At 48.7% G+C, this 13,088-nt stretch carries 11 protein-coding genes; 7 read left to right on the forward strand and 4 right to left on the reverse strand.

The genetic code is table 11. The annotated features are described in order from the left end of the window. The first annotated feature begins 16 nt into the window (after nt 1-16). From CpATCC19410_RS07330 to CpATCC19410_RS07340, 3 genes are all read left to right on the forward strand, one after another. Entirely contained in the window at nt 17-1,657 is a 1,641-nt protein-coding gene (locus CpATCC19410_RS07330; protein ID WP_013242027.1) for an ABC transporter substrate-binding protein, read from the forward strand. A gap of 160 nt (nt 1,658-1,817) precedes the next feature. After that, nucleotides 1,818-2,375 (forward strand): adenine phosphoribosyltransferase, encoded by a 558-nt coding sequence (locus CpATCC19410_RS07335; protein ID WP_014300726.1) that lies wholly within the window; start codon nt 1,818-1,820, stop codon nt 2,373-2,375. Nucleotides 2,376-2,450: 75 nt separating this feature from the next. Continuing rightward, nucleotides 2,451-4,730: a RelA/SpoT family protein gene (locus CpATCC19410_RS07340; RefSeq protein ID WP_014522423.1), complete on the forward strand. Its 2,280-nt coding sequence runs from the start codon at nt 2,451-2,453 to the stop codon at nt 4,728-4,730. A 108-nt stretch (nt 4,731-4,838) separates the two neighbouring features. Here CpATCC19410_RS07340 and CpATCC19410_RS07345 read toward each other — a convergent pair whose 3' ends face one another. Further along, nucleotides 4,839-5,180 carry a hypothetical protein gene (locus CpATCC19410_RS07345; protein WP_013242024.1) on the reverse strand — a complete coding sequence of 114 codons (342 nt, stop codon included), beginning with the start codon at nt 5,178-5,180 and terminating at the stop codon, nt 4,839-4,841. A 326-nt stretch (nt 5,181-5,506) separates the two neighbouring features. Beyond that, nucleotides 5,507-6,361 (reverse strand): peptidylprolyl isomerase, encoded by an 855-nt coding sequence (locus CpATCC19410_RS07350; RefSeq protein ID WP_013242023.1) that lies wholly within the window; start codon nt 6,359-6,361, stop codon nt 5,507-5,509. Between the two features lie 199 nt (nt 6,362-6,560). On the opposite strand from CpATCC19410_RS07350, the gene tpx reads away from it, so the two are divergent. The 3 genes from tpx (at nt 6,561) to hisS (ending at nt 9,108) form a co-directional block, all read left to right on the forward strand. Then, on the forward strand, nt 6,561-7,058 hold the full coding sequence (gene tpx / locus CpATCC19410_RS07355; protein ID WP_032802544.1) for a thiol peroxidase: 498 nt from the start codon (nt 6,561-6,563) through the stop codon (nt 7,056-7,058). Between the two features lie 59 nt (nt 7,059-7,117). Further along, nucleotides 7,118-7,756, forward strand: a complete 639-nt coding sequence (locus tag CpATCC19410_RS07360) for an MBL fold metallo-hydrolase (RefSeq protein WP_014300724.1) — start codon at nt 7,118-7,120, stop codon at nt 7,754-7,756. A gap of 80 nt (nt 7,757-7,836) precedes the next feature. After that, nucleotides 7,837-9,108 (forward strand): histidine--tRNA ligase, encoded by a 1,272-nt coding sequence (gene hisS, locus CpATCC19410_RS07365; RefSeq protein ID WP_013242020.1) that lies wholly within the window; start codon nt 7,837-7,839, stop codon nt 9,106-9,108. Between the two features lie 227 nt (nt 9,109-9,335). Here the strand turns inward: hisS and CpATCC19410_RS07370 are convergent, their stop codons facing one another. After that, nucleotides 9,336-10,475, reverse strand: coding sequence for a CaiB/BaiF CoA transferase family protein (locus tag CpATCC19410_RS07370; RefSeq protein WP_013242019.1), 1,140 nt, complete (start codon nt 10,473-10,475; stop codon nt 9,336-9,338). 556 nt (nt 10,476-11,031) lie between these two features. Then, nucleotides 11,032-11,577: a MaoC family dehydratase gene (locus tag CpATCC19410_RS07375; protein WP_013242017.1), complete on the reverse strand. Its 546-nt coding sequence runs from the start codon at nt 11,575-11,577 to the stop codon at nt 11,032-11,034. A 496-nt stretch (nt 11,578-12,073) separates the two neighbouring features. Here CpATCC19410_RS07375 and CpATCC19410_RS07380 point away from each other — a divergent pair, with 496 nt between their 5' ends. Beyond that, nucleotides 12,074-12,976: an HpcH/HpaI aldolase/citrate lyase family protein gene (locus tag CpATCC19410_RS07380; protein WP_013242016.1), complete on the forward strand. Its 903-nt coding sequence runs from the start codon at nt 12,074-12,076 to the stop codon at nt 12,974-12,976. The last annotated feature ends 112 nt before the right edge of the window (nt 12,977-13,088 follow it).

Genomic DNA, 13,088 nt, shown 5'->3' on the forward strand with positions numbered 1-13,088 from the left:
CCACGGATATAGCCATATGAGGTGGCCATTACCGGTAAAACCTGGTCGGGGCATAGGGTTTGCTCTGAAAACACTTGCCGCAGTAATCGCATCCTCAGTCCTTTTGACTGCTTGTGGTAGCGACGGGGCTCGAAATGGGGCAGCTGGTAACAGCAAGCACTTTGGGTACGCAGTAGACGATTACCTGGTAACTACAAACGCCGGTACTAATCTCGGAATTTCTACGAATGCTCAGCTGATGGCCGGAAGGCTTTATCCTTCTGCCTATGTTTCAGGCCCCAAAGGGCAGTTGATTCCCAATAGAACTCTGGTGGAGACCCAGGTTCTTCCTGGCCCCAACCAACGGGTTATATACAAGATTGCGGATAGCGCTGTGTACTCGGATGGGAAGCCCGTGACATGCGATGCTTTCCTTTTAGCTTTTACAGCTGGCAGCATGAATTCTTTATTTGAGTCGCACATGCCATTGGCTCAGCAGGTTGACCATGTCGATTGCACAGCAGGCTCAAAGCAAGCGACAGTGGTGTATAAAGAAAACTTTGGTGCGCGGTGGCGCCAGCTTTTTGGTGCTGGCGTTCTTATGCCTGCACACGCAGTGGCCGCTAAGGCTGGAATAGATCTCGAAGAGCTCAATAGGCTTCTCAAATCCAGGGACTATACGGCTTTGTCCAGGGTTGCAGATATCTGGAATAACGGCTTTAACTTGAGTCATTTTGATCCAGAGCTACAGGTCGCCTCAGGACCTTTTAAAATAGAGTCGGTCGGGGACAAAGGGGAAGTCGTCTTTGTTCGTAATGATTTGTATAACGGAGAAAAAGCCGCGCTTGATCGACTAGTTGTTTGGCCACGGGGCATTGATCTCAATGAGTTGAGAAATAACGGCAGCCTACAAATTGCAGACGTGACTAACACAGATTTGATTAGTTGGCTCGACCGCAATGATTCTCACAATCCTTACACGGTAGCAGCAGAAACGGGCTTGTTAACGGACTCGCTGATATTGGGTAATGCTGGAATATTCTCGGATGTTGAAGCACGTCGGGCTTTGGCCGCATGCGTAGACCAGGCGAGCGTAGCTAAGGCGTCAAGCACCGCATCCGGAGTGGATGTTCAACCGGTGCACGCGAGAACAGTGCGCGCGACTGATGCAGTCAATGCACAGCTGAAAGACATCATCGAGCCGCACACTCACGTTAATATTGACGCAGCTAAGCGGCTAGAAGGCAAGACAATCAAGGTGGGATATGATGGCCCAGATCCGCGGAAGAAAGCCATGGTCGAGGAAATTAGTAAATCGTGTGCTCCTGCCGGAATCACAATCGAAGATGCGGCTAAAGAGGCTGCATCTCTAGCGGATCTGAGTCACACTCACGTCACAGATTCTGGCGTTGGTCTCATCGAGGAAGGCACTATCGACGCGATCTTGATGGCAATAGATCCGGCATCGGAGTACGCGGATGTGTCCAACCTGAGCAATAATGTCCAGGCGACGCGGGCCGCAGAGCGGCGTTCTTGGGAAGAAGTACCCACTATTCCTTTAGCTTCTCAACCCCGAGTGTTCGTGGTGGATAAGGCAGTGGGTAACGTAGTTACTAATACAGACTTATCTGGGATTGGTTGGAATATGGACCGCTGGAACGTAGTGGGGGCTCGATAGCTTTAGTTCGTTTTATGACTCGCTGAAGATGATGCTGAGTCTGACGCTTGATAAGGACGTCGACAAGCATTTTCTTGCTGCGTTTTCCCCGCTGAAATCATGGTAGGAATGCATGATTCCTGTCCACCCATTTGAATTACGTTGCTCCAAGGATAAAAGCATGAGCCACTGCACTTATATGAACGCACGAGATGCGCTTGCCTCGAAGACGAGGTTTGTTCCAGACTTTCCTGCTCCCGGTATTCTTTTTGAAGATCTGACCCCAGTATTGGCGGACCCCGAGGCATTCCGACTTGTTGTAGATGAGTTGTTGGCGGCGGCGACAAAGATGGGCGCGGACCTTATCGGAGGGTTGGATGCGCGTGGTTTCCTTCTCGGCTCGGCGGTGGCTTATAACACGGGTAAGGGAATCCTCGCCATCAGAAAGAAGGGTAAGCTTCCACCCCCTGTGCATACTCAAGAATATGAACTTGAATATGGCACGGCTGCTTTAGAGCTGCCAGGCGAGGGGATCGATCTTCATGGTAAAAGGATAGTCCTCATTGATGATGTTTTAGCCACAGGCGGTACACTCATAGCAGCGAAGTCGCTGATTGAAAATTGCGGTGGAACAGTTGCCGGGTATGCAGTTGTTTTAGAAGTAAAAAACCTCAAAGGACGAGAGCGGCTCAGCGACGCACCTCTTGTAGTAGTGAATGAACCAGAGAGCATAAATTAATCTCCGGTTAGCGGATGGATACAAGGGGCTGCTTTACCGGCCCTGCGTATACGGAAAGGGCACATGGGTGTGGCGATGGCGCAAGAAAAACGACCACAGAAGCAGCAAAGCTCAATGCGGAGCATGTCTGCACGTTTGGCGCGAAGCTTAACGGGCAACCGAGTTCGCGTTAATCCGGTCCTGGAACCATTATTGGCTATCCACCGGGAATTTCATCCCAAGGCTGACCCTGTACTTTTAGACCGAGCCTATACCACTGCAGAGCATCTTCATGAAGGCGTCTTCCGGAAATCAGGTGATCCCTATATCACCCATCCGCTTGCAGTGGCGACGATCGCCGCGGAAATCGGCATGGATACCACAACGCTTGTAGCTGCGTTGCTTCATGACACCGTAGAGGACACAGAATATTCCTTAGAAGACCTCACGCGCGACTTCGGAGAGGAAGTAGCACGGCTTGTCGACGGCGTGACCAAGCTGGATAAAGTAGCCCTAGGCGCCGCTGCGGAAGCAGAGACCATCCGAAAAATGATCGTGGCTATGAGCCAAGATCCCCGCGTGCTGGTGATCAAAGTGGCTGATCGCCTGCACAACATGCGTACTATGCGCTTCCTTCCACCAGAGAAGCAAGCCAAAAAAGCACGTCAAACGCTTGAAGTGATTGCTCCTTTGGCCCACAGGCTCGGAATGGCGAGCGTGAAGTGGGAGCTTGAAGATCTTTCTTTTGCGATCCTCTACCCAAAAAAGTATGAGGAAGTGGTGCGTTTGGTAGCAGACCGTGCGCCTTCGAGAGATCGGTATCTCAAAGAAATAACCTCTCAACTGCAGCAGGCTTTAAAAGAAAATCATATTGAAGCCGAGGTTATGGGACGACCAAAGCATTATTGGTCTATTTACCAGAAGATGATCGTACGAGGAAAAGATTTTGAAGATATCTTTGACCTCGTTGGAATTCGGATTCTCGTAGATAGCATTAATAATTGTTACGCGGCGATCGGCGTTGTCCATGCCTTCTACGCTGCAATGCCAGGACGGTTTAAAGACTATATTTCTTCCCCTAAATTTGGGGTTTATCAGTCTCTTCACACCACAGTGATGGGGGATACCGGTAAGCCGCTTGAGGTCCAGGTGCGAACGCATGAGATGCACTTCAACGCTGAATACGGCATTGCCGCGCATTGGCGTTATAAAGAGACTAAAGGCAAGAACAGCGGCGAACAAGCCGAGATCGACCAGATGTCCTGGATGCGACAGCTGCTGGACTGGCAAAAGGAAGCAGCTGATCCCAATGAATTTTTGGATAGCTTGCGTTATGACCTTACAAGTAAACAAATTTTTGCTTTCACGCCTAAAGGCGATGTGGTCAACTTACCGGTGGACTCAACCCCTGTTGATTTTGCCTATGCAGTGCATACAGAAGTGGGGCATCGCTGTATCGGCGCTAAGATCAACGGTAAGCTCGTAGCGCTTGAAACTAAACTAAAATCTGGTGATCGGGTCGAGGTATTTACCTCAAAGGATCAAAATGCAGGACCGTCGCGCGATTGGCAAGATTTTGTTGTCTCGCCGCGTGCTAAAGCAAAGATCCGACAGTGGTTTGCAAAAGAACGCCGTGAGGAATACCTCGAAGCTGGACGCGATGCTCTCGCAGCAGAGGTGCAACGAGGCGGACTTCCTATGCATCGTTTGTTCACTGCACATTCGATGAAACAAGTATCAACGGAGCTGCACTATCCAGACGTAGATGCTCTTTATACCGCTATCGGATCGGGGTCGGTATCTGCAGCGCACGTGGTCAACCGGCTCATGGCTGCATTTGGCAGTACAGACGATGCTGAAGACACTTTGGTAGCACGTACACCTTTTAGCGAGCTGGTTAATTCTAAGACACAGGTCACGGACAAAAATGGCATCTTGGTTGAAGGAAGCCCGGATGTCATGGCAAAGCTAGCTAAATGCTGTATGCCAGTTCCTGGTGACGAGATCTTTGGGTTTGTCACACGCGGGGGCGGGGTATCTGTGCATCGGACGGATTGTACCAACGCAGATAGTTTGAAAAACGAGCCTCAGCGCCTTATTTCGGTCTCGTGGGCATCTGAAGGTGGCTCGGTCTTTGCCGCCACACTCCAATTGGAAGCGCTCGATCGCGATGGTCTGCTTATGGACCTGACCCGGGTGATCAATGAACAACGAGTCCAGGTTATAGCCATGAACTCCAATTGCTCTGACGATCATGTGGCTACCGTACGCTTTACTTTCTCCGTATCGGACACTAAACAACTAGGGTCATTGATGACTCAGCTGCGAAACACCGAGGGAGTTTTTGACGTTTATCGAGTGACCTCTGGAGGCTAGCGGAAGCAATAAAGGTTGTGGCGCTTTTTGGATCCGAATGGGGGATTCACAATAAATGGGCTTATCTCCTTAAGGAGATAAGCCCATTTATTGTGAAAGAATTAATTCTTACTTCTTGGAGAAGAGGCGATCAATTTTTCCGCTGAAGGTGATAATGGTGGTGAGGATGCCTAGTACAGCAGAGATGATGCCAACCCATGCTTTGACATCTTCAAAGATCTTGGTAGCGTCCTTTTTCTTAGCGGTTGCGGTAGCGGTGCCCGTGGTGCTGTCTGCAGCGGTGTCCTCGGAGGAAGAGGAAGAAGAGAGCAAGTCCTTAAGGCTGGCAAGGGAGGAAGCAGTAGGGGTTTGTTCTTTATCCTCGGCGATAGCTGGGGCGGAGAGGGAACCTGCTGCAACGGCGGTAGCGGTGACAACCGAAACAAGAGCCTTGCGGGAGAGGAGCTTCATAGCTAATGGTCCTTTTAAGTTAAGGGAAATCTAGACTGACGGTGATGGTAGCCTAGTTGCGCACTTTGCGCAACTTTCCTTTTTGCATGCTGTCAGGGGAAATGAGTATCACCTTACTTTTATGCGAAAAGCGAAAGTTCACTAAGCGTGCATTTCCATTTTTGGGAAAATAAAGAGAAAAATCTCAGGGAAATTATATATTATCGGCGGTGTGTGATCAATTCTGTTGATTCATGAGAAGCGATTTTAAAAGCCCCATGGAGGTTTTCCCGTCGCGTGCTGGGATCTCCATGGGGCTTTACTGTAAAGCCTAAGTAGCCATGAAACTATGACTGCACTGTTGCCTTTTCAATTTTGACTTCTTCAGCGGGTGCGCCGTCAGCGGCGCCGCCTTTTACGCCTGCCTCCGCAATAGAATCGAGAACTTTTAGGCCGCTGTCCGAGATCTTGCCAAAGTAGGTATAGTTCGGCGGGAGCAGGGAGTCCTTGTAGTTGAGGAAGAACTGGGAGCCGTTGGTGTCATTTCCTGCGTTGGCCATGGCAATGGTGCCACGTCCATAGACGACTGGTGCGGTTGCATCTTTCATCTCGTCTGTTGGGTATTCATTAGCAAATTGGAATCCCGGACCGCCAGAGCCGGCTCCGCTTGGGTCTCCACACTGGAGCACAAAGATGCCATTGGTGGTCAGACGATGGCACACGGTGTTGTTGTAGTAGCCTTCGGATGCTAGATGCTCAATAGCGTTGACCGTGCAGGGAGAGACTGTGCGGTCTAATTCCAGATCAATATCGCCTTTATTGGTCTTAAGGTCAACTTTTACCGTGCCTTTGGCGGACACGTTAGAGGTTTTTGGCTTAGATACTTCCTTGGAAGCTTTGCCGGAATCTTTGTAATCGCAGGACACCGAGTCCGGAAGGGCTTTTTCTCGCGTGAGCGATAGTGGTTTGTAATCCGGCTTTTCGGCTGTAGTTGTAGCGGTAGAGGAGGCGTCTGCAGAGACCTGCTCGTCGTTAGAGCCCGAAGAGTTTGCCCAATAGATTCCACCGACGATAGCTAGAACGGCTACGGCAGCTGTGGCTACTACTCCGAGTGGCTTAGCTTTCTCGGAACGGTCCCGTGACTTAATCTCTTTTTCTAGCGCACGCATCGATTCTTCACGACGCTGTTTATTGTTGCTCACAAGTTGTTTCCTTACGTTTTATTGATCCTTGGGCGGATGAAGTCGCGGATTATTCTAGATTGAGCCTAGTGGGAGACAGCATCCGATAAAAACTGATGCTGTTATTTAAATCAACATAAAATTGAAAAGTGCTGGGAATTTTTAGTTTTTCTGAGCCTAACTATGGCAAAGCTCGTTATAGACACCTATTGTGGCTGGCATGGCAATAACACATTTTCATGGAACAGACGTAACTACCAGTGGGAATCTTCCGGGCGTGGGAGAGCAAATTAAACGATTTTCGCTGGCAGGATCAGACCTTGCAGATCTCAGCGAGGCTACTTTTGCGGGAAAACGCATTGTTTTTAATATTTTCCCTTCCGTGGACACCGATGTGTGTGCAGCATCTGTCCGACGTTTTAATGAACTCGCAAGCGGAATGGACAATACGGTTGTCCTGTGCGTATCCATGGACCTCCCCTTTGCTCTTAGCCGCTTCTGTGCCGCGGAAGGTTTGGATAACGTAATTCCGGCGTCGGCATTCCGTTCCACTTTTGGAAAAGACTTTGGCATTGTTCTAGAAGGCTCTCCACTAAAAGGACTGTTTGGGCGAGCTGTGGTGGTTACCGATGAACAAGGGGTTGTGCATCACCAAGAGCTCGTTTCAGAAATCACTGAGGAGCCAGACTACGATGCGGCCCTAGCAGCGCTACGTTAATTTTATTGGGGGAGACTGCTCTTCGCGTTTAGTCAGATAGGGGCCTAATGTAAAACGTCATGGAGATTCTTGGCTTTGCTACTGGCCCCTATCAAACAAATTGTTATGCCGTAATTAGCGGCGATCAAGTCAGCGTTATAGATCCAGGGATGTATACGCAGCCTCAGATTGAGGCGTTTCTCGCTGAACGGGCTGCCTCCCTTGCCCAGATAGTGCTTACTCATGGGCATATTGATCACATCCGTGATGCGGCGGCTTTGGCAAATAAGTGGGGCGTGCCGGTTTGTATCCATGAATCGGACGCTGAGTTCTTGGACAAAGGTAAAGGTATGTCTAAAGAATCTCTGCTGCTTTTTGCTGCTGAGGACATGCCGTTGCCCAAACACATGCTCGGGTTGGAACACAAACAGCATATTGAGCTAGGGGGAGAACAATTTGAAGTATTGCACGGGCCAGGGCATTCACCGGGGTCTGTGCTGCTAGTGGGATCTGAATTTTGCTTTTCGGGTGACATCCTTTTTAAAGGGTCGATTGGGAGAACTGACCTTATTCACTCCGACCCCCAATCAATGCAAGAAACCCTAAAAAATCAAGTTCTTTCCCTTGACGATTCTCTTCAAATCTTGCCGGGGCATGGCCCGATGACCACCATGCGCGCTGAACGAATGTACAACCCATATTTACGTTCCTTGGTTTAAAAGCCTGTAGAGGCGGTGGAGCATGCGATTGTGTGAACCCGCTGCGCTTTTTGTGCCACTCATGACTAAAGTAGTTCGATGTGAATACAAAGAAGCCTCAGATAATCTCGGCACCGAAGGGCGTGCCTGACTATATTCCGCCGGTGTCGCCGGCGTTCCTTGGTGTTCGAGATACCTTCGCCCATCAGGCTCACCTTGCTGGTTACGAGCACATCGAGCTTCCTGTGTTTGAAGAGACCACGCTTTTTGCCCGAGGTGTTGGTGAATCAACGGATGTTGTGACAAAAGAAATGTATACGTTTGCTGATCGTGGAGAACGCTCAGTAACGTTGCGCCCTGAGGGAACTGCCGGTGTTATGCGAGCAGTGATTGAACACAACCTCGACCGAGGCCAGCTCCCCGTAAAGCTAAAATATTATGGCCCATTTTTCCGCTATGAACGCCCCCAGGCAGGCCGATATAGGCAGCTGCAACAAGTGGGGGTTGAAGCGATTGGTATTGATGATCCAGCTTTAGACGCAGAAGTGATTGCTCTTGCTGACCGTTCCCTCAAGGCTATCGGGCTGCAAGGATATAGGTTGGAATTAACTTCTCTCGGCGATGGATCCTGCCGCCCGGCGTATCGTCAAAAGCTTCAAGATTTTCTTTTTTCGTTGCCTCTCGACGAAGAAACACGTCGTAGAGCTGAGATTAATCCGTTGCGCGTACTTGATGACAAGCGGCCGGAAGTACGTGACATGACTGCTGATGCGCCTCTTATGCTGGATAATCTTTCTTCAGAATGTCGTGAGCACTTTGAGACGGTAACGGGGCTTCTTGATGACCTCGGCGTGGCATATGAGATTAATCCTCGGATGGTACGCGGTTTGGACTATTACACGAAGACCACATTCGAATTTGTTCATGATGGTCTTGGCACGCAGTCGGGAATCGGCGGCGGAGGACGTTACGATGGGTTGATGGCTCAGCTCGGCGGGCAGGAGCTTTCTGGAATCGGTTATGCCTTAGGCGTTGATCGCTGTTTGCTAGCACTTCAATCAGAAGAAAAAACTATTACCGACGGATCTCGTGTTGCTGTTTTTGGTGTTCCCATGGGGGAACAGGCTAAGCGGAGTATGGTGTCTATCGTCGATAAGCTACGCGCACAGGGTATTCCTGCGGATATGTCTTACGGTGACCGTGGACTGAAAGGCGCTATGAAAGGCGCGGACCGGTCAGGAGCTCGCTTTACGCTTGTTTTGGGAGATCGTGAACTGGAACATGGCGTAGTTGCAGTGAAAGACATGGTCTCAAAGGAACAACGCGATATTGCTATAGACGAGCTTGTTGTTCAGCTGAAGGCGAGTCTTTAAGCCTGACCTGAACTATTCCTACATTATGCGGGTCTAGTCGGAGCAAGAATCAGCTCTTATCGGCGCTTCGAGGATGATTAAAGTCATGGAAGCTCAAAGGTAACCTGGCACGCCGACTAGAGCACAACAAAGAGTATTTTGTCGTGGGGTACGCAGTGCGCGCATCCCACGGTTTTGTGCATATCAAGAGCAGATATTGGTGTATGTCTTTCTAAGGCCGGTAATATCTACAAGTTGAACTCTTTAAATACCTGGTTAGTGTGTTCTCCTAACGCTGGAACCTTAAACCATTTTGGCTCTACCCCGACAGGTAAAAAAGACGGTAACAATGCACGGGCTCTTTCACCTGTGCTGGTTTCTACCTCACGCCATCGGTTACGCTCTTTCAATTGCGGATGTGCATCGTATTCATACATGTTACGTAGACGCGCGGTGGCGATATTGCAGCGTTCAAGGCGCTCGATAAGCTCATCGCTTGTGAGCGTTTTTGTTTTGGAACTTATGAGGCTTACGAGCTCATCACGGTTGTTTAAGCGAGCGGAATTGGGAGTGAACTTTGGATTTGTGGCTAGCTTTGCCTCGTCGAGGACTACGCTGCAAAAGTTTGCCCATTCGCGTTCATTCTGAAGTCCAAAGAACACTTGTCCGTCCATTGTGGGAAAGGGGCCGTACGGAACAATAGAGTTATGCGATGCTCCGCTTCGTTTTGCTAGCTGGCCACCATAGTTGGCAAAAAGATGCGGCTGGCTCATCCACTCACCAAGTGCTTCAAGCATGGATATTTCATGCACGGCTCCTTTACCGCTTTTACTGCGCTGGATGATAGATGCAAGTATGCTGCTGAACGCGTACATACCTGAGGCTATGTCTGCTATGGAGGGACCGACCTTAGAAGGATGCTCCTCAGTGCCTGTTACGGATAACATTCCTGACTCGCATTGGATGATAAGGTCATAGGCTTTTTTCTTAGAATAAGAGCCGCCCGGCCCGAAACCCGAGATAGATACATGTATAAGTCCTGGATTATCTTTGTGCAATGCTTCTGCTCCAAGACCAAGCCTTTCAATTGCACCAGGCTTGAGATTTGACACGAATACGTCTGCTTGGGAAATGAGTTTCTTTATAGCATCATTTCCCTCCTTAGATTTAACGTCTAAGACAACAGACTCCTTTGTGCGATTAAGCCAGACAAAAAAACTGGAATCACCATGCACTTTGTTGTCGTAAGTACGGGCAAAATCTCCCGTATCGCGCTCAATTTTGATAACACGTGCTCCCAAGTCTGCAAGTTGACGAGTGGCAAATGGGGCAGCCACGGCTTGTTCCATGGACACTACTGTGATTCCGTCCAATGGCAATAAAGACATGTCATCCTTTCAACAAAAATGCTTTCATTTAAATCGGCGGGAGAGCTTAGTAGCGAGTATGGGCTTCTGCGCCTGCCGACTAGGAGAGATCAAAGCGAGAATAAAAAGAAGTGGTTAAGAAGCTAATTGGCAGAAGTTTGCCTGTGCGCCAGTGTTGTTAGTGTGAAGAGCCCTGTGCGTATGGCGCATGGTTTTATGAAAGAAAATCCAGGTTGGTTAAGGTCAATCAGTTTGGGGTATCCAACATAGAAACAACCCGTTTTCCGGGTGAGGATAGAAAACAGATTGTCCAGGGCATTGATCGGCTCGGGGTGATCTATACGCTGGTTCTTTTATCCAGGATCGATATGAAAAAGTTTTACGATTTTTCCTTGCGGGAAAAATAACTTGTTACAAAGGCTGGGCTAGTAGGTAGCTGGTTCGCTGGAAAATTGTTTGAAAACTGGGCTTTCTGGCCCCGTAAAGAAATTAGGGGCAATTTTTGGATTAAAGGGCTGTCTACAGTTGAGCGCTGGAATTAATTCCAGCGCTCAACTGTATGTTCTCCTGAACCTATTTATCCATCGAGACCTGTAGTTTTTCGCGTATGGTCATCCCAAATTGGTTCTACGGTTGCATAGCCTGGACCGTAACCCTTTTTGTACACCATGATGGTTCGCTCAAAAGTGATCACGATCTCGCCTTTTTGGTTGTAGCCAATAGTACGGACTTGAACAATGCCCACATTGGGACGGGATTTGGACTCTCTTTTATCTAGAACCTCTGACTGGGAATAGATAGTGTCACCTTCAAACACCGGATATGGCAAACGCACTCGATCCCATCCGAGGTTAGCCATAACATTCTGTGAAATATCAGTCACTGACTGGCCTGTGACAAGGGCTAGGGTAAAGGTGGAGTCTACCAGCGGGCGACCGAACTCAGTTTGTGAAGCATAGTGCGCATCAAAGTGAATAGGCGCGGTGTTCTGCGTTAATAAGGTTGTCCAAGAGTTATCTACCGGTAAAATCGTGCGGCCGAGGGGATGGCGATAAACATCGCCTATTTCCATGTCCTCATAGTAACGTCCATGCCAACCTGGCTTCAGATTTTCTTTATTCATGTTCTACACCCTTTTCACTCGTTTTGTCTGGGTGCTCAGCAGACGTACTGTAAGCCAACACTCAGATTTAGAAAACTTAATCAAATTCTACAATATGAGAATTCATATTTAAGTAAAATCAATATAATTCACATAATATTTTACAGTTTCTAACGTTGTGGCGACTGGTGATTTGCAGTGGGTGATATGGGGTGTGGGCATGTGGGGCTTAAGGGGTTGGGCCTGTCTGCGGTGGTATTTTGACAGTTTGCTCAATGTTGCAACTGACGGTTCGCCTGATTTTGGATCTGCAAACCATTTAGAGGGGGGTGTATGTGAAAACCGGGTGTGAAAATTTTTAATACGAAGTAATTCTTAATTCCTAGTAGGGTTTTCTTATTTTATGTTTTAATGGTTATTAATTGGCATTATTTAAGCTTTTATTTAAGAAGCGACGGAAGGGTTTTTCTGCTTATAGGAGCTGCCAAACTGGATAATCAATCTAAGGAGCCTATTTATGACTTTGCCCCAATCGGTCAGTTCGGTTACCGCTACAGAGGGGTCGTTTGGACAAACTTCCTGGACGTCAGATCGACCTGGTCATAGAACAACAACTGCTGGTTACTCGGCTCTTTTTTGTCCTGCTGATCGTCCTGACCGTGCTGCTAAAGCGCTTGCGTCCAAAGCTCACTTAGTTATTTTGGACCTGGAGGATGCAGTGGCTCCTTCCAATAAGGATTCAGCTCGTGAGAGATTGCGTGAGTTAATTATCCTCAACCCTAAGCGTAAGGGGATAGTAGTACGGATTAACTCCTTGGACTCTGCTTACGGAACGGAAGATTTAGCTACTGTGCGCTCGATAGTTGAAGCGCATGAAGACATCGACCTTTCAGTAATGCTTCCTAAAACTTCTATGCAGAATCTTCCACCTGCGGGGGAATCTCCAGTGCCAATTATCGCGCTGATCGAAAGTGCTCAAGGGCTGAAAGACCTTGAAGACGTAGCCGCGCATCCTAATGTAGTACGTCTTGCGTTGGGGGCATTTGATCTTTCAGTGGAATTGGGCTGTAACAATCCATCTGTCCCTATTAATTATGCACGTGCTCAACTTGTACTTGTCAGCGCCTTGTATCAGCTCTTTCCTCCATTAGAAAGTCCGTGTTCTGATTTTCATGATGAGACGGTGATGGAGGAGGCGGCGATAAAAGCTGCCCGCGACGGTTTTGGCGGATCCCTCTGTATTCACCCTGCTCAAATTGAAGCTATTCACAAGGCATTCATGCCATCGGAAAGTGAGATCGAATGGGCCAAGAGGGTAGTAGCTGTAGGTGATTCAGCTGTTCAAGTGGATGGGAAAATGGTCGATCGTCCTGTTGTTCTACGAGCTCGACGTATCCTCGAAATCGTAGATCGGTCCTGATTTTTCATCCACTAAAAAGTCATCAGATTACTGTCGGGTGACTTTTAGCATATTTCCCAGAGCCTATCTGAGAAAGTAAGTGTTTGTTTGCTCAGTCTGGCTTGGGAAATAT

Origin of the sequence: Corynebacterium pseudotuberculosis (assembly GCF_002155265.1) — a bacterium.
Lineage (GTDB): Bacteria > Actinomycetota > Actinomycetes > Mycobacteriales > Mycobacteriaceae > Corynebacterium > Corynebacterium pseudotuberculosis.